Origin of the sequence: Pseudomonas oryzihabitans, from assembly GCF_001518815.1 — a bacterium.
Classification (GTDB): Bacteria; Pseudomonadota; Gammaproteobacteria; order Pseudomonadales; family Pseudomonadaceae; genus Chryseomonas; species Chryseomonas oryzihabitans_E.
Genome location: NZ_CP013987.1, coordinates 1,564,806 through 1,581,831, shown reverse-complemented (window position 1 = coordinate 1,581,831; position 17,026 = coordinate 1,564,806). Strand labels below are relative to the sequence as shown.

At 64.2% G+C, this 17,026-nt stretch carries 18 protein-coding genes; 4 read left to right on the top strand and 14 right to left on the bottom strand.

Translation table 11 applies throughout. The annotated features are described in order from the left end of the window. The first annotated feature begins 40 nt into the window (after positions 1–40). On the top strand, positions 41–658 hold the full coding sequence (locus APT59_RS07080) for a DedA family protein (RefSeq protein WP_059314211.1): 618 nt from the start codon (positions 41–43) through the stop codon (positions 656–658). Here the strand turns inward: APT59_RS07080 and APT59_RS07075 are convergent. The 9 genes from APT59_RS07075 to ttcA all read right to left on the bottom strand — a co-directional run bounded on the left by APT59_RS07075 (position 655) and on the right by ttcA (position 8,901). Then, positions 655–2,901: a xanthine dehydrogenase family protein molybdopterin-binding subunit gene (locus tag APT59_RS07075; RefSeq protein WP_059314210.1), complete on the bottom strand. Its 2,247-nt coding sequence runs from the start codon at positions 2,899–2,901 to the stop codon at positions 655–657. The two genes, APT59_RS07080 and APT59_RS07075, sit on opposite strands and share 4 nt — an antisense overlap. Then, on the bottom strand, positions 2,898–3,320 hold the full coding sequence (locus APT59_RS07070; RefSeq protein WP_237140606.1) for a (2Fe-2S)-binding protein: 423 nt from the start codon (positions 3,318–3,320) through the stop codon (positions 2,898–2,900). Before APT59_RS07070 ends, APT59_RS07075 begins: the two co-directional genes overlap by 4 nt. A gap of 62 nt (positions 3,321–3,382) precedes the next feature. Further along, the gene (locus tag APT59_RS07065) at positions 3,383–4,609 is read right to left on the bottom strand and encodes a cytochrome c (RefSeq protein ID WP_059314208.1); all 1,227 of its coding nucleotides are present in this window, start codon (positions 4,607–4,609) and stop codon (positions 3,383–3,385) included. Between the two features lie 292 nt (positions 4,610–4,901). Further along, complete coding sequence (locus tag APT59_RS07060) at positions 4,902–5,222, bottom strand: hypothetical protein (RefSeq protein ID WP_059314207.1); 321 nt, start codon at positions 5,220–5,222, stop codon at positions 4,902–4,904. Positions 5,223–5,276: 54 nt separating this feature from the next. Next, entirely contained in the window at positions 5,277–5,813 is a 537-nt protein-coding gene (locus APT59_RS07055; protein ID WP_059314206.1) for a C40 family peptidase, read from the bottom strand. A gap of 96 nt (positions 5,814–5,909) precedes the next feature. Continuing rightward, positions 5,910–6,548: a C40 family peptidase gene (locus APT59_RS07050; RefSeq protein ID WP_420480500.1), complete on the bottom strand. Its 639-nt coding sequence runs from the start codon at positions 6,546–6,548 to the stop codon at positions 5,910–5,912. 96 nt (positions 6,549–6,644) lie between these two features. Continuing rightward, the gene (locus tag APT59_RS07045) at positions 6,645–7,409 is read right to left on the bottom strand and encodes an SIR2 family NAD-dependent protein deacylase (RefSeq protein ID WP_059314204.1); all 765 of its coding nucleotides are present in this window, start codon (positions 7,407–7,409) and stop codon (positions 6,645–6,647) included. Next, on the bottom strand, positions 7,406–8,077 hold the full coding sequence (locus APT59_RS07040; RefSeq protein ID WP_059314203.1) for a DNA-3-methyladenine glycosylase I: 672 nt from the start codon (positions 8,075–8,077) through the stop codon (positions 7,406–7,408). The genes APT59_RS07045 and APT59_RS07040 overlap by 4 nt, the downstream gene beginning before the upstream one ends. After that, positions 8,077–8,901: a tRNA 2-thiocytidine(32) synthetase TtcA gene (gene ttcA, locus APT59_RS07035; protein ID WP_059314202.1), complete on the bottom strand. Its 825-nt coding sequence runs from the start codon at positions 8,899–8,901 to the stop codon at positions 8,077–8,079. The genes APT59_RS07040 and ttcA overlap by 1 nt, the downstream gene beginning before the upstream one ends. A 97-nt stretch (positions 8,902–8,998) precedes the next feature. Here ttcA and APT59_RS07030 point away from each other — a divergent pair, with 97 nt between their 5' ends. Together APT59_RS07030 and APT59_RS07025 are read left to right on the top strand one after the other, a co-directional pair. Further along, a complete protein-coding gene (locus APT59_RS07030) occupies positions 8,999–9,619 on the top strand; it encodes a DNA-J related domain-containing protein (protein WP_059314201.1) in 621 nt (206 codons plus the stop codon). 25 nt (positions 9,620–9,644) lie between these two features. Next, positions 9,645–10,139, top strand: coding sequence for a SprT family zinc-dependent metalloprotease (locus tag APT59_RS07025; RefSeq protein WP_059314200.1), 495 nt, complete (start codon positions 9,645–9,647; stop codon positions 10,137–10,139). Between the two features lie 44 nt (positions 10,140–10,183). On the opposite strand, the gene APT59_RS07020 is transcribed toward APT59_RS07025, so the two are convergent. Continuing rightward, positions 10,184–10,921, bottom strand: a complete 738-nt coding sequence (locus APT59_RS07020; protein WP_059314199.1) for a dienelactone hydrolase family protein — start codon at positions 10,919–10,921, stop codon at positions 10,184–10,186. A 55-nt stretch (positions 10,922–10,976) separates the two neighbouring features. After that, positions 10,977–12,881 (bottom strand): molecular chaperone HtpG, encoded by a 1,905-nt coding sequence (htpG, locus tag APT59_RS07015; RefSeq protein WP_059314198.1) that lies wholly within the window; start codon positions 12,879–12,881, stop codon positions 10,977–10,979. 200 nt (positions 12,882–13,081) lie between these two features. Between htpG and APT59_RS07010 the strand changes: the two genes are divergently transcribed. Then, positions 13,082–13,363, top strand: a complete 282-nt coding sequence (locus tag APT59_RS07010; protein WP_059314197.1) for a hypothetical protein — start codon at positions 13,082–13,084, stop codon at positions 13,361–13,363. A 55-nt stretch (positions 13,364–13,418) separates the two neighbouring features. On the opposite strand, the gene brnQ is transcribed toward APT59_RS07010, so the two are convergent. From brnQ to sucC, 3 genes are all read right to left on the bottom strand, one after another. Then, complete coding sequence (brnQ, locus tag APT59_RS07005; RefSeq protein ID WP_059316843.1) at positions 13,419–14,762, bottom strand: branched-chain amino acid transport system II carrier protein; 1,344 nt, start codon at positions 14,760–14,762, stop codon at positions 13,419–13,421. Positions 14,763–14,967: 205 nt separating this feature from the next. Next, positions 14,968–15,855 (bottom strand): succinate--CoA ligase subunit alpha, encoded by an 888-nt coding sequence (gene sucD / locus APT59_RS07000; protein WP_027602680.1) that lies wholly within the window; start codon positions 15,853–15,855, stop codon positions 14,968–14,970. Continuing rightward, a complete protein-coding gene (gene sucC, locus APT59_RS06995; protein ID WP_007159249.1) occupies positions 15,855–17,021 on the bottom strand; it encodes an ADP-forming succinate--CoA ligase subunit beta in 1,167 nt (388 codons plus the stop codon). Before sucC ends, sucD begins: the two co-directional genes overlap by 1 nt. Positions 17,022–17,026: the final 5 nt, after the last annotated feature.

Sequence of the window (17,026 nt, the reverse complement as noted above, 5' to 3'; positions counted from 1 at the left end):
CGCCGCGTAGTCTTAGGACTTTCCGGCAAGAGTGGCCCTCATGGAATCTCTCACGCAATCGCTGCTTGGCTTCATCGAAACCCATCAGGCCTGGGCGCCGCTGATCGTCGGCCTGCTCGCCTTTGGCGAATCCCTGGTGCTGCTGGGCGTCTTCATTCCGGCTACGGCACTGATGCTGGTGGTCGGCGGCCTGGCTGGCTCAGGGGTCCTCTCGCCAGTACCGCTGGTGCTGGCCGCCATCGTTGGCGCGATCCTTGGCGACATCTGCTCCTACATCATCGGCCGTTGGCTCGGGCCCAGCATCGTCCACCGGCCGCCCTTCCGCCGCTATCGCAAGCAGGTAGCCAAGACCCGGCTGTTCTTCCGCCGCTACGGCTTCTTCGCGGTGTTCGGCGGCCGCTTCCTGACCATGATCCGCAACACCGTGCCCCTGGTGGCCGGGATGATGGCCATGAACCAGCTGCGCTTTCAGTCGGCCAACGTGCTGTCCGCCATCGTCTGGGCGCCCTTGATGATGAGCCCGGGTTACCTGGCCGCCAAGGGCGCCCACCAATTCAGCTTTGCCGGCAACGAGCCCCTGTGGATCGGCGCCGCGGTAGTGGCCCTGCTGGGCGCCGGTGGCGTGCTGTTTTTCAAGCAGCGCCTGAAACGCGCCTAACCGCGAGCGGCCAGCGCGGCGCGCAGGCGCTCGCGGTTCAAGGGCACCTCGCGCAGGCGCAGACCGGTCGCCGCGGCGACGGCATTGGCGATGGCTGCGGGGATGGCGGCAGTGGTGGCCTCCCCGGCACCCACCGCCGGCTCCTCTGGCCGATCGATCAGCTCCAGTTCCAGCTCGGGCAACTCATCGAAGGTCAGCGGCGGATAGGCGCTCCACTCCAGGCTCGTCACCCCCTGGTGATCAAAGCGCACCGCCTGCTTGAGGGTCCGGGCGATGCCTTGCACCACGCAGCCCTCCAGTTGATTGCGCAAGCCGTCCGGGTTGACGATCAGACCGCAATCATGGGCCACCACCACCCGAGTGACCCGGATACCCGTGGCCTCGCTCACCGCCACCTCGACCACCGCGGCCACATAGGCGTTCTCGTTTTCGTAGCGCAGGAAGGCCAGACCCTGACCTTTCGCGGGGGCACCGTCCCAAGCCTTTTCCTGCAGGACCGGCGGTTGCCACCCGGCCTTGGCGCTAGCGGCCTGTAGCACCGCCCGCGCCCTTGGATCCTGCAGATAGCGCAGGCGGAATTCCAGCGGATCGACCCCGGCCCCCAAGGCCAACTCATCCATGAAGGATTCATTGGCGAAGGTATTGCCGACCGCCCCGAGGGCACGCAAGGCCGACGGTCGCAGCGGCGAATCGCTGGCTTCCAGCCAGTGCGTGGATACCTGGACATTGATCACGTCGTAATCCAGCGGGGCGTTACGGTTGCCACCGCCCCGCCCGCCCTTGAGCGGCAGGTTGTAGGCCAGCTGTCCGGCGAGCAGCGCCGTCCTGCCAGTCTGGTCATTGGGCCGGGTCAGGTGGGTAGGTGTCCAGTTGGCGAAGCGCCAGGCGAGCAGGTCGCCCGCAGTGCTCAGACCACCGGCCAGGCGCATCAGCATGGCTGGCCCCTTGGGATTCCAGCCGTGCTCGTCAGCGCGACTCCATTGCACCCGCACCGGTCGGCCGCTCAGCTTGGACAGCAGCGCCGCATCGGCAGCCGCATCATCGGCGCCGTTGTGGCCATAGCAGCCGGAGGCCTGCTGATAGATCACATAGATGCTTTCCTCCGGCAGTCCTAGCAGATCCGCCAAGGCCGCTCGTAGCTGATAGACACCCTGGGTGCCACTCCAGACCGTGGCACCATCCGCGCGGACCTCGGCCACCGCGCAGGAGGGGCCGATGGAATCATGATTCTGATAGGGCCAGCGGTACTCGGCATCGAGCCGCTGCGCAGCGTTCGCCAGCTCCTGCTCGACATCACCCGCCTCCTGCTGCACCTCGGGCGGGCCGGCCTTGGCTTCCAGGTGCGCATAGAGCTCGCCCGGCAGCGGCATGTCCGGCACCAGACTCCAGTCCACCCGCAGTGCCGCAGCCCCCTGTCGCGCCAGCCATGGCTGCGCCGCCAAGACCGCGACGAAGGCGCCCTCGTACACCAGTTGAGCACCGGCAGGCAGCGCACTGGCATCAATGCCGCGAATGCTCACCCCCGCCAGCCGCGCCGAGCCGGTGCAGGGCGGTCGCACCACGCAACCGTGCAGCATGCCGGGCAGGCGCAAGTCATGGACGTAATCGAAGCTCCCGAACAGCTTGGCGGGAATGTCCTCGCGCGGCACCGAAGTACCGACCAGGCGGTAATCCTTGATGGCCCGGGTCCGTACGGCCTGGTTGACCAGCCGACCCAGAGGCCGCCCGCCGACCAGCTCGCCATAGCTGACATAGCGTCCAGTGGGATCACCGCGATACACCACACGGCCATCCACCGTATCCACCACCGCCAGATCCAGACCTAGCCGCCGCGATCCTTCGAGGAACAGGAATTGCCGCGCACTGGCAGCGGCCTTGCGCAACTGGGCACCACCTACCTGCAGGCTCTTGCTGCCCGCGGTGATGCCCTGATCCGGGGTCAGCCGGGTATCCCCCTGGATCAACCGGGTGGCGGTGAAGGCCACACAGAGCTCCTCGGCCACGATCTGGCGCAGCGCCGTACTGACCCCGGTCCCCAGCTCCACCTTGCCGCTGTAGACAGTGACCTGGCCCTGGGCATCCACCGCCAGCCAGGCATCCAATTGCCGCTGATCGAGGGTCTTGGCCAGGGCGGCACTATCGGCGGGTGCGGGCAGCACCTGGGCAGCGACCGGTCGCTGCAGGCTGAAGCCCAGCAGCAGCACCGCGCCGCCGCCGAGAAAGGCGCGTCGCGACAGCGTCATGCCGGGGCCTGCTTGTCACGCAAGAGCACCGCCGCCCGCTTGACCGCGCGCAGGATGCGGTAGTGGGTGCCGCAGCCACAGAGGTTGGCCGCCAGCGCCTGGCGGATCTGCGCATCGCTCGGATCGGGCACTCGTTCCAGCAGCGCCTGGGCGGTCATCACCATGCCCGGGATGCAATAGCCGCACTGGGCTGCCTGTTCTTCGATAAAGGCCCGCTGCAACGCATGGGGCGCCTCAGGGGTACCCAAGCCCTCCAGCGTCAGCAGATCACGACCAACGAAGGACGTCGCGGGTAGCAGACAGGCGCGGACGGGCTTGCCATCCGCCAGCACGGTGCAGGCACCGCATTCACCCAGGCCACAGCCGAATTTCGGTCCCTTCAGACCCAGCTCGTCGCGCAGGGCGTCCAGCAGAGGCATGCGTGGATCGACGTCGAGCTGCCGTGTCTCGCCGTTGACCTTGAGCTCGATGGCCGCCACTGTTATTTCTCTCCTTCGCGCGCGGCCGCCACATCCGCGGGACGGATAGCGGCGGCATGGCCACCGAAACGGCGGCCGATGTAAGTGGCCAGGTCGGCGAGCTGCTGGTCGCTGAGCAGATCGCGATAGGCTGGCATGAAGGCATGCTCAGTGCGGCCCTGACGATCGAGCCCGTCGAGCAGCACGCGTACGAGGTTGGTCCCGGCCGGATCGCGTACCGCCGAATAGTTGCTGAAGGAACGCGGATAGGGTCCAGCCGGACCGCGATCATCCGGCGCATGGCAACTGGCGCAGGCCGACTGCAACAGGGCTGCGCTTTCCGCCTCGCCCGCCGTGAGAGGTCCGCCTTCCCCGGGCGGCTGCACCTCGGCGCGCGCGGGGACCGCTCCTGGCTGGGCAGGCAAGGTCCGCAGATAGGCGATCAGGGCAGCGAGATCGGCGTCGTCCAGATGGCGGGTACCGCCGCTCACCACCTCGGCCATGGGCCCCGCCGCCACGGCCTCCCCACGCTGATGCCCTTCACGCAGATAACTGGCGAGCTTGGCATCGCTCCAGCCGCCGAGACCGCGAGGGTCCGGGGTGAGATTCCAGGCCGTCCAGCCCTGCTGGGTCGCCCCGGCATAGGCCCGACCGCTATCGAGCCCCTGGCTCCAGGTTCGCGGGGTATGGCATTCCTGGCAGTGCCCCACGGCCTCGGCCAGGTAGGCGCCCCGCGCCAGCCGGGCATCGGCCACTGCGGGGAGCGGGCCTGGGGTGAAGTTCAGCCACTTCCAGCCACGGATCAGCGCACGCTGGTCATAGGGGAATCGCAGGGCATTGGCTGGCGGCGCATAGGGCACCGGCCGCTGGATCCGCAGGAAGGCGAAGATAGCAGCGACGTCTTCGTCGCTCAGGCGAGTAAAGGCGGTATAGGGAAAGGCGGGATAGAGCTGCTCGCCTTCACGGCCGAGGCCGTCGTGCAGCGCGCGGCGGAACTGATCCGCCGTCCAGTCGCCCAGCCCCTGCTGGCGATCCGGGGTGATGTTGCTCGAATAGAGGCGGCCGAAGGGCGTATCGAAGGCGACACCGCCGGCGAAGGGTGCGCCATCCGGGCGGGTATGGCAGCCCTGGCAGTTACCCAGGCGAGTCAGATATTCGCCCCGCGTCAGGGTCGCCTCATCCGCCTGGGTCAAAGCAGCGGAAGACAAAAGCAGGATCCCCGCCAGGCTTGGCAGGGCGAAGGATCTCATCGACGCTCCTCGTGAGGTCGAACCGGACTGGCCGATTTCGCCGTGGCTTTTGCCTCATCCTAATCGCAGCGGCGCGCTACCGTGCCACGCAACCCCGGAGCTGAGAGACAGCCAACAGTTTTGACCAGGGCGCCCTCGGCGGCCTTTACATTTCCGGCGGTAGTCGTCCCTCCCTCAACAAACCGCGACCCAGGCCTTTCACCCTCCCCTCGCCGTTGATCACTTGCGTTTTGCGCCACTCAGGACAGCAAGGAGAACTCCAAAACGCTCCAATCTATAGGGGTGGTATTATCTAGCGCTTGGGCACGAAGCCATCGGGCTTGGCTGCCAGCCAGTCGACGAATTGGCGAATGCGCGCATCGCTGAGGAGCAGCTCGCGACTGTTGTATTCCAGTGCCAAGGTCTTCTCGTCGAAGGTCTGGTGGATATGGTTGTGGCAGGGTCGGCAGACCCAGAGGGTGGCGGTGATCCGGCTGACGCGGTCGAATTTCTTGCGCACGTAGCCCTTGTCGTGCAGCGAACGAGGAATCAGATGGTGACGGGTGAGCGGTGCCGCCCGACCGCACAGCTCGCAACGAGCCGGCTGGGGCGGCAGACGTATCGGCTGGGGCATGATGGGCTCCGCACGGGCTGGATGCCTATTCGAGCGGCCCAGGCGAAGCGGGGTTCAATAGCCGCCGGCGAGACTCGGCGTGAACAGGACCCGCTTGGCTTGCAGGTAGCTTTTCTGCCAATAGGGCTTGGCCAGACTGTCCAGGCGTACGGTACCGCCGGTGCGCGGCGCATGCACGAAGCGCCCTTCCCCGACATAGATGCCGGCATGGCTCACCTGGCGACCGCCCGCGGTGGCGAAGAAGATCAAGTCGCCAGGCTGCAGGGCATTGCGTGCCACATTGGGCGAACCCAGGGTAATCATTTCCCGGGTCGAGCGTGGCAGGGTGACGCCGGCCGCGTCGCGATAGACATAGCCAATCAGGCCACTGCAGTCGAAACCGCCAGCCGGTGTATTACCACCATAGCGATAGGGCGTGCCCACCAGCCCGATAGCGCGAAAGAGCACATCGTTAGCCGCCTGGGCCTGGCTTTCCAGCATGGGACGAGAGGCGACCGGGGCTACCGGTGCGGGTGCCTGGGGCGGTCTGCCGGCACAGGCGGCCAGCAGCACGAAGGCGCAATACAATCCGAGGCGAGCCGCATGCGGCATTGGGAACATCCTTAGTTATCCATTGATCGCCGCCGGCCTGCCACGCAGCACCGGTGGGTCCTCGAAGCGCACCGGCGACAATCGCGGCGATACGCTTCAGCGCAATACGCGCTTGCCTTCCAGGAAACTCACCTTCCAGTACTGGTCGTCCAGGCTGTCCACTCGCACCCCGCCGCTCCGGCGACTGGAGGAATGGATAAACTTGCCTTCGCCCATGTAGATACCGGTGTGACTGACCCGACCACGGCCGTTGCTATTGAACAGCAACAGATCGCCGGGTTCCAGATCGTTCTTGCTCACCACCGGCACTTCGAGATCGATGATCTCGCGGGTCGAGCGCGGCAGGTTCATGCCGGCCCGCTCGCGGAACACGTAATTGACGAAGCCGCTGCAATCGAAACCAGTCAAGCTGCTGCCGCCACGGCGATAGGGCGTCCCTACCAGCTGGGTCGCGCGGTCGAGGATCTGGTCTGCCAGATTGGGTAGCGCCTGACGCGGGCCCACTTCGTGATCCCAGTCGAGCTGCTGCGGTGAGCGGGTATGAGGGAAGACCGGACGCTGCGGACCTGCCTCGCTCTCCACGGCCGTCGAGCCGTTGGCAGCACTGCTCAGGCTATGCAGCGAGGCAATCTGGAAGGTGTGGGAGGAGCTGGACTGATCCTGGGCGACCGCGGCGTCGGGGCTTTGCGGTGCACTTGCGCAGGCGGCGAGCAGACAGACAAAAGACAGAGGCACGAGGGGTGCGAGGCGGTTCCTTGGCATGGGCACGACCGTGACGTTTTTTCAAAGTTTCGCCACCTTGCCGACCTGGATCACAGATAGCAAGTTTTTTTAGCCGCTGATGTGACTCAAAAGCCGAGGAAGGACGTCTACGGCCCTTTTTTTGAGCTGAATGGTCGCCAGACCGCTCAACGACGAACGGTCCGGGTTGATCTCAATGAGATCGCCACCCTGCGCCAGGGTCTGGCCAATCGGTGCCTGGATATAACCAAAGGCAGCCGTGGTGCCGACGGCGATCACCAGATCGAAACCCTCCGCCACTGCAGCCTGCAGACGTTGCAGCTCGGTGACCGGCAGAGCCTCCTCGAACAGCACCACCGGTGGCCGCAGGATGCCACCGCAGCCAAGGCAACGCGGTGGCAACGGACCTGCGAGGCAGGCCTGGGCATCCGCCACCGCCTGCCCACAGCTCATGCAGGCCAGCGGCTCCAGCTGCCCATGGATCTCGATCAGCCGCGCCAGCGGAAACCCCGATTGCCGATGAAAGCCATCGATGTTCTGGGTCAGCACCCAGCTGCCGGGACAACGCCGACCGAAGCTGGCGATCGCCTGGTGCGCCGCATTGGGCACGGCCGCGGCGCAGGCTCGTCCGAGCTGGGCAAGATAGCGCCAGCAGACGTCGGGACGCTGCCGCAACATGCTGCCCGACAGCGCCGCCTCGATGGGGACGCCCTCATCGGTGAGGCCGTTGTACAGGCCACCCAGACCGCGATAGGTCGGCAGTCCGGAATCGGCGGACAGCCCTGCCCCGGTAATGAACAGCACCCGCTCGGCCCTTTCGAGCAGGCCTTGAGCGCGCGCCAGGGCATCACTCAATGATTCACCGTCAGAGCCAGCATCACCGACAGCTGGCAGAGCGGCCGTCCGCTCTGTTCCTGCCAGAGATTGAAGGCCTCTTGCATCTTCTGGCGGTCACGCTTGGCGGTGGGTGCCTTGTCGAGGATGTTCTGCGCCTTGAGCGCCGTCACCACGTCGTCGGTCGCCAGGAAGGTGTCCTTGCCGGCCATGCGCAGGAAACGCTGTGCCGACAGACCACCCAGCTGGTTGCCCCGCTTGGTCAGCAGCTCCCACAGACCGACGATGTCCTGGCCTGGCCACTCGGCCAGCAGTTGACCGAAGCTGCCATGGCTACGCTGAAAATCGAGCACCATCTGGGCGTTGATCGGCACGCTGCGCAGCTTGCCCAGGTGGCGGATCAGCCGCGCATCCTGCATCAGCCGCTCCAGACGCTCACCGCCCATGAGCACCACCTTCTCCGGATCGAAGCCGAAGAACACCTCCTCGAAGGCGGGCCACTTGGCATCCACCAGGCTGTGCTTGAGCCCGGCGCGAAAGATGCGGCGGGTCAACAGCGACAGATAGCGGTCATCGCCCACGGACCTCAGGGTCGCGGCGTCCACCGGTTGCGGCAGCCGCGCCTCCAGGGCCGCGCGGGAACCGCAGCGGTTGAGCGCGTATTCGAGCAGCCAGGTGTAATCCCGCATCAGAGATTCATCACCTGGACGAAGCGCGGCGTCGCGCTGTCATCGATCTTGAGACTGGCGAAATCGAACAACTCGCGATCGGCCAGTTGCGACGGCACGACGTTCTGCAGGGCGCGGAACATGATCTCGGTACGTCCCGGCGTCTTGCGCTCCCACTCCAGCAGCATCTCCTTGACCACCTTGCGCTGCAGGTTTTCCTGGGAGCCGCAGAGGTTGCAGGGAATGATGGGGAATTCGCGCAGGACGGCGTAGGCCTCGATGTCCTTCTCGTTGCAATAGGCCAGCGGGCGAATCACCACGTTGCGCCCGTCGTCGGCGCGCAGCTTGGGGGGCATGGCCTTGAGGGTGCCGCCATGGAACAAATTGAGAAAGAAGGTTTCTACCATGTCATCGCGATGATGGCCGAGCGCCATCTTCGTCGCGCCGATCTCATCGGCGAAGGTGTAGAGAATGCCCCGCCGCAGGCGCGAGCACAGCGAGCAAGTGGTCTTGCCCTCGGGGATCTTTTCCTTCACCACGGAATAGGTATCACGTTCCAGAACGTGGTACTCGACCCCCAGCTCCGCCAGATACTGAGGTAAAACGTGTTCAGGAAAGCCCGGCTGTTTCTGGTCGAGGTTGACCGCCACGATCTCGAAACGAATCGGGGCGACCTTCTGTAGATAGAGCAGCATGTCGAGCAGGGTGTAGCTGTCCTTGCCGCCGGACAGGCAGACCATGACCTTGTCGCCGTCCTCGATCATGTTGTAGTCGGCGATGGCTTCGCCGGTAAGACGGCGCAGGCGTTTCTGCAGCTTGTTCTGGTTGACCGAAAGGGTGCCCATGGATGAATCCGCGAAAGGAAAAAACGAAAGGCCGGCATTTTACGCGCAAAGCGGCCGGCGCCCTACCCCGAACGTCAGTCCGGAGCGACCGGCAGCCATGAGCGATACCCAGGAGCTCATGAAGGCGCTGCACCAGGAATTGCTCAGGGCCCAGACCAGCCTGTCGGAGTACGAATTGCTGCAGGCCCTGCGCCGGGCAGGCTCGCCGCTGATCCCACCCCGTCCGGTAACCGACAACTATCAACTCTTCCGCCTGCACTTTCGCGTCTTCAACGCCCTCTACCAGTTGCGCGACCAATTGCGTGCGGAGCAACGCGCCGAACTCATCATCAGCGCCCTGCGCATCGAGCTGCGCCCCTATCTGCGCGCCCGCGCCGGACTGGTCGTGGCCGACCCCTTGCGTGCCTATTACCTGGATCTCACCCAGCTGGAGACCACCACGCCCGAAGACGTGGCGAATCTGCTCAATCACTTCTGGGCGCTGGTCAACGGCGAATCGGAGCTGCTGGAAGCCCTGCGCCTGCTGGGCCTGGATCGCTCGGCCGACTATGGCCAGATCCGCCGCCGCTATCGCCAGCTCGCCAGCCGTCATCACCCCGATCACGGCGGCAGCACCGGCCGGCTGCAGGCCATCAATGCGGCCATGGATACCCTGCGGCGGCACTACGGCCACCAGCCGACCGCGGACGCTAGGGCACAGGCACGAGCTTCGGCATAATTGCCCGGCGCTCCAGAGGTTGCCCATGCCTGAACAACTCAAAGACCGGGTCGAAGACTGCTATCGGCAGGCCGAGGCCTTTTTCAAACGCCGCTTTCCCCGCCCCGAAGTCAGCCTGGCCCTGCGTGGCCAGCGGGCCGGCGTCGCTCATCTCACCGAGAATCGGCTGAGATTCAACGGGCAGCTCTATCAGGAAAACCGGGGCCATTTTCTCGAACAGACTGTCGCCCATGAGGTGGCGCATCTGGTGGCGCATCAACTGTTTGGCGGTGGCATCAGGCCTCACGGCGAGGAATGGCAGCTGATCATGCGTGGCGTCTATGGGCTGCCGCCGGATCGCTGCCATACCTATGAGCTGCCACAGCGAGCCCGAACGCTCTATCTGTATCGCTGCAGTTGCCCGGATGGTCGTTTCGAGTTCACTGCCCAGCGTCACGCGCTGGTGCGCAAGGGGCGACGCTATCTGTGCCGGCGCTGCCGGACACCGCTGGACTTCACCGACGAAGTCATCCGCGGCTGATCCTGCCGGGCCCGGTCAGGGCGCCGGCAGGTGTTGGCAAGCACTCAGCCTTGGGCGAAGACTTCCGCGAACAGGTTGTGCATCGCCAGGAAGGCACGCTTGGCGACCACCGGGTGGTACTGCTGCTTGCCCGGATTGTTGGCTTCGGGATCGGTGAAGGAATGCACCGCGCCGCCATAGCTCAGCAACTGCCAATCTACCTGGGCGGCATCCATTTCCTGGCGGAAACCGGTGAGCTGCTCGTCTGGCACCATCGGATCCGAGGCACCGTGCAACACCAGCACCGGGCCGGTGATACGAGCCGCATCGGCCGATGTAGGCGTATCGAGATTGGCGTGGAAGGTCACCACCGCGCTCAGCGGGGCACCATCGCGCGCCAGCTCCAAAGCAGCGCAGCCACCGAAGCAGAAGCCGATGGCCGCGATCTGATGGACGTCCACCGCCGCTGTCTCCGCCTGGGCAACCAGCGCCGCATAGGCCGCCTGCATGCGCTGGCGCAGCAGGGCGCGATCGCCACGGATCGGCGTCATGGCTGCCAGGGCCTCGTCGGCATTTTGCGGCCGGACGTTACGCCCATAGAAGTCCACCACCAGGTAGGCCAGACCGTCGACCTCGGCGAGTTCTTTGGCCTGCTCCACGGCACCGTGGGACACCCCCATCCAGTTCGGCGCGAACAGCACGCCAGGTCGAGTGGGATTACCACTGGTGGCGTAGACCAGCTGGCTCTCGAACGGCTGGCCATCGATTTCGTAGGCAACGGGTTTTACAGTGACATCGACCATGGGGTCCTCCAAAGGGTGGATAGAAAGAAGCCCGCCGAGGCGGGCTTCTCTATCTTTAAGCGGACAATTCCACCAGCAATTTGTTTAACCGGCGGACATAGGCGGCGGGATCCTTGAGGCTATCGCCCGCGGCCAGCGCAGCCTGATCGAACAGGATGTGCGACAGGTCGGCAAAACGATCCTCGTCGGGCTCGCCATCGAGTTTCTCGATCAGCGGGTGCTGCGGATTGATCTCGAAGATCGGCTTGGAATCAGGCGCCTTCTGGCCGCTGGCTTCCAGAATCCGGCGCATCTGCAGCCCCAGGTCCTGCTCACCGATGGCGAGGATCGCCGGCGAGTCGGTCAGGCGATGGGAGACGCGGACTTCACTGACCTGAGCATCCAGGGCCTGCTTGAGGCGCTCCACCAGGCCTTCCTTGGTCTTGGCCACCTCTTCCTGGGCTTGCTTGTCTTCTTCGCTGTCCAGCTTGCCGAGGTCCAGATCGCCACGGGCGACATCGACGAAGTGCTTGCCGTCGAATTCGGTGAGGTAGCTCATCAGCCACTCGTCGATGCGATCGGTCAGCAGCAGCACCTCGACACCCTTCTTGCGGAAGACTTCCAGGTGCGGGCTGTTCTTGATCTGGGCATGGCTCTCGCCAGTCAGGTAGTAGATCTTGTCCTGACCTTCCTTCATGCGGCCAATGTAGTCGGCCAGGGAAACGTTCTGAGCGTCGTCGCCATTGTGAGTCGAGGCGAAGCGCAGCAGGCCGGCGATCTTCTCGCGGTTGGCGAAGTCTTCCGCCGGACCTTCCTTGAGCACCTGGCCGAAGTGCCCCCAGAACGACTGGTATTTTTCCGGCTCGCTCTTGGCCAGCTTCTCCAGCATGTCCAGCACCCGCTTGGTCAGGGCCGACTTCATGGAGTCGATCACCGGATCCTTCTGCAGGATCTCGCGGGAAACGTTCAGCGACAGGTCGTTGGAGTCCACCACACCCTTGATGAATCTCAGGTACAGCGGCAGGAACTGGTCGGCCTGATCCATGATGAAGACGCGCTGCACATAGAGCTTGAGGCCCTTGGGCGCTTCGCGCTGGTAGAGATCGAAGGGGGCACGGGCCGGCACATACAGCAGCGAGGTGTATTCGAGCTTGCCCTCGACCTTGTTGTGGCTCCAGGTCAAGGGACTCTCAAAGTCATGGCCGACGTGCTTGTAGAACTCCTGGTAGTCCTCGTCCTTGAGTTCGGTACGCGGACGGGTCCAGAGCGCGCTGGCACGGTTGACGGTCTCCCACTCGGCTTCGGCCGACTGTTCTTCCTCGCTCTCCTGCTGTTCCCTGGGCAACTCGATGGGCAGACCGATGTGATCGGAGTACTTCTTGACCACGTTGCGCAGGCGCCAGCCATCGGCGAATTCCAGCTCCTCGGGCTTGAGGTGCAGCACGATACGGGTACCGCGCTCGGGCTTGTCGATGGTCGCGACCTCGAACTCCCCTTCCCCCTTGGACGACCAGTGCACGCCTTCTGCGGCGGGTTGGCCGGCACGACGGGTATAGACATCGACCTGGTCGGCAACGATGAAGGCCGAATAGAAGCCCACACCGAATTGACCGATGAGGTTGGAATCCTTCTTCTGGTCGCCGCTGAGGTTTTTCAGGAAATCGGCAGTGCCGGACTTGGCGATGGTGCCAAGGTGGGCGATGACCTCTTCACGGCTCATGCCGATGCCATTGTCTTCGAGGGTGACCGTGCCGGCCTCCTTGTCGAAGCTCAGGCGAATCTTAAGCGTATCCCCGCCTTCGAGCAGATCGGGCTTGGACAAGGCCTCGAATCTGAGCTTGTCGGCCGCATCGGAGGCGTTGGAAATCAATTCGCGCAGGAAGATTTCCTTGTTGGAATACAGCGAGTGAATCATCAGGTGAAGCAGCTGCTTCACTTCGGTCTGGAAGCCTAGGGTTTCCTTTTGAGTCTCCACACTCATGCTACGAACTCCGCTATCGATAGGTACGCGCCAGATGCCTGGCGATGTGGCGGAGATGGGGGCGACACGCAACATTTCAACCTTTCCGGTTCCGGTTCGCGATACAGGTAGGAATTTGGGCGATGCCTGAGATAGACGCGGAACTTAACTTTTAACGGTGCGCTCGAACGGCTGTCGTGTAGTTCATAAGGAGAAAACACATGAAAAAGCCCTTCGCCATCGCCCTGCTCTTCACTGCCGCCTTCGGCCTCGCCGCCTGTGACAAGCCTTCCGAAAACAAGGCTCAGGATGCTGCCAAGACCGAACAGAAAGCTCAGGAAAACCTGAACAAAGCCGCCGAGCAGAGCAACAAGGCTGCCGAGCAGCGCAACGAAGCCGCCAACGAGGCTGCCAAGGAGCAAACCAACGGCGAAGCCACCTCGGTCAGCCCGGCCACTGGTACCGCCAACGGCAACGCGCCGGCTACCCAGCCCAAGCCGTAAGCTGATCGGTTATGAAAAAAGCCCGCTGATGCGGGCTTTTTTGTGGACGACTGATTCAGGAGCGCGAGGGATCTGGCTCGGCCTCGTTCTCTGTCGCCCGGCCTCCGCGACGCAGACTTTCCAGCACCAGGGCAACGAGGCCCACCACCACGGCCGGCAACAGCCAGCCCAGGCCCGAGTCGGCCAGTGGCAGCCACTGCACGGCATCCCCCAGATAGGGCACCGTCAGGTGGGCGGTCTGCAAGCCATCAAGAATGCCGAATGCCAGCGCCACCAGCAGCACCGGCCCGACGATGCGACCGGGCGCCGCCCAGCGAGCGGTGAAGAAGCTCAGGACCACCAAGGCGATACAGGGCGGATAGATGGCGGTGAGAATGGGCACCGAGATCTGGATCAGCTGGGTCAGGCCGAGGTTGGACACCAGCAGCGAGAAGGCTGCCAGCAGGACCACCAGGCTGCGATAGCTGAAGGGCAGGAACTCACTGAAGAACTCCGCGCAGGCGCAGGTCAGACCCACTGCCGTGACCAGGCAGGCCAAGGTAATGAGCACCGCGAGGAAGTCGCTGCCGACACTGCCGAAGGTGTGCTGCACATAGGCATGCAGCACCTCGGCGCCATTGCTGGCATGGGGTACCAGCGCCCCGCTGCCGGCCCCGAGCTGGAACAGGCTCAGATAGACCAGCACCAAGCCAACCCCTGCGATCAGGCCGGCGATGATGGTATAGCGTGTCAGCAGCTCGGGGGCGGTCACGCCCCGGGCACGAATGGCGTTGACGATGACGATGCCGAATACCAGGGCGCCCAGTGTATCCATGGTCAGATAGCCGTTGACGAAGCCTTGGGACAGCGCCCGCGAGGCGTAGTCGGGCGCCGCCGTGGCAGGACCACCCGCTGGCCAGAACAGCGCCGCGCCGCCCAGCACCGCCAGGGCGAGGATCTTCAGCGGACCGAGAAAGCGGCCGACGGTGTCGAGCAGTCGCCCCGGATAGAGGGAGACCAGCAGCACCACCAGGAAATAGGCCAGGCTGTAGAGGAACAGCGGGATCGGTCCGTTACCCAGCAGGGGCCCGACGCCTACCTCGAAAGAGACCGTGGCAGTGCGCGGGGTGGCGAACAGCGGCCCCACCGAAAGGTAGCAGACGATGGCGAGCGCCCGGGCAGCCGTCTGGCCCAGCGGCCTGCTCAGGGCATCCATGCCGCCACCGACGCGCGCCAGGGCGATCAGGGTCAGCACCGGCAGCCCGACTGCGGTCAGCAGAAAGCCCAGGGCGGCGCTCCAGACGTGCTCGCCAGCCTGCAGGCCGACGATCGGGGGAAAGATGATGTTGCCCGCGCCGACGAACAGCGCGAACGTCATGAATCCGAGGGCCAGGACGTCCCGGCTTTGCAAAGCTTTCATGGAAGGCAGTACCAGCAATGAGGAAAACGAGGCAGCCCACCCTCTTGGGAGCAGGTCTTGGAAGGGCCACGAGGTGGCCGATGGAGCGGAAGGTTGCCATCCTAACGAATTACCGGCGAAAAGGCAGCCGACAGGTGATGAGGCGTCATGAACGCGCCCATGAAAAAGGCCGCCCGAGGGCGGCCTTTTCTACAGTCAGTCAGGCTCAGGCCTTCTTGACTTCCCAACCGGTCAGCTCGGCCAGGGCCTTGCCGATGTCAGCCAGGGAACGCACGGTCTTCACACCAGCGTCCTGCAGGGCAGCGAACTTCTCGTCCGCAGTGCCCTTGCCGCCGGAGATGATGGCGCCAGCATGGCCCATGCGCTTGCCGGGCGGTGCGGTGACACCGGCGATGTAGGACACCACCGGCTTGGTCACGTTGGCCTTGATGTAGGCCGCGGCTTCTTCTTCAGCGCTACCGCCGATCTCGCCGATCATGACGATGGCTTCGGTCTGCGGATCTTCCTGGAACAGCTTCAGGATATCGATGAAGTTCGAGCCCGGGATGGGGTCGCCGCCGATGCCCACGCAGGTGGACTGGCCGAAGCCGGCGTCGGTGGTCTGTTTCACGGCTTCATAGGTCAGGGTGCCGGAACGCGACACGATACCGACCTTGCCCGGCAGGTGAATGTGACCGGGCATGATGCCGATCTTGCACTCGCCGGGGGTGATGACGCCGGGGCAGTTCGGGCCGATCAGGCGTACGCCCAGTTCGTCGCACTTCACCTTGGCATCCAGCATGTCGAGGGTGGGGATACCCTCGGTGATGCAGACGATCAGCTTGATGCCGCCGAAGGCCGCTTCCAGGATGGAGTCTTTGCAGAAGGGAGCCGGAACGTAGATCACCGAGGCGTCAGCGCCGGTAGCTTCCACGGCTTCCTTGACGGTGTTGAACACCGGCAGGCCCAGGTGGGTGGAGCCGCCCTTGCCGGGGGTCACGCCGCCGACCATCTGGGTGCCGTAGGCGATGGCCTGTTCGGAGTGGAAGGTACCCTGGCTGCCGGTGAAGCCCTGGCAGATGACCTTGGTGTCTTTATTGATCAGGACGCTCATTACTTACCCTCCGCGGCCTTGACGACCTGCTGGGCAGCGTCGGTCAGGCTGGTTGCCGCGATGATGTTCAGGCCGCTTTCGGCCAGGACCTTGGCACCGAGTTCGGCGTTGTTGCCTTCGAGGCGAACCACGACCGGCACCTTCACACCGACTTCCTTCACGGCACCGATGATGCCTTCGGCGATCATGTCGCAGCGCACGATGCCGCCGAAGATGTTCACCAGAACGGCTTTCACGTTGCTGTCGGACAGGATGATCTTGAAGGCTTCGGTCACGCGCTCTTTGGTCGCACCGCCGCCAACGTCCAGGAAGTTGGCCGGCTTGCCGCCGTGCAGGTTGACGATGTCCATGGTACCCATGGCCAGACCGGCACCGTTGACCATGCAGCCGATGCTGCCTTCCAGGGCTACGTAGTTCAGTTCCCACTTCTGCGCATGGGCTTCACGGGCGTCGTCCTGCGACGGGTCGTGGAAGGCGCGCAGCTTGGGCTGACGGTAGATGGCGTTGCTGTCGATGTTGATCTTGGCATCCAGGCAGTGCAGGTTGCCGTCCTTCTTGATCACCAGCGGGTTCACTTCCAGCAGGGCCAGGTCGTAGTCCTGGAACAGCTTGGCCAGACCGACGAAGATCTGGGTGAACTGCTTGATCTGGTCACCTTTCAGGCCCAGCTGGAAAGCCAGGTCGCGACCCTGGTAAGGCTGAGCGCCTACCAGCGGATCGATGGTGGCCTTGAGAATCTTCTCCGGAGTGTCGTGAGCGACCTTCTCGATGTCCACGCCACCTTCGGTGGACGCCATGAACACGATGCGGCGGCTGGAGCGATCGACGACGGCGCCCAGATAGAGCTCCTTGTCGATGTCGGTGCAGGATTCAACCAGGATCTTGCTGACCGGCTGACCGTTGGCGTCGGTCTGGTAGGTCACCAGACGTTGGCCCAGCCACTTGGCGGCGAATTCCTTGGCTTCTTCCTTGCTCTTGACCAGCTTCACACCGCCAGCCTTACCACGGCCACCGGCATGTACCTGGGCCTTGACGACCCACTCGTCGCCGCCGATACGGCCGCAAGCCTCGTAGGCCTCCTGGGGGGTGTCGACAGCGTAGCCTTTGGAAACGGGCAGGCCGTATTCAGCGAACAGCTGCTTACCCTGATACTCGTGGAGATTCATGCTTG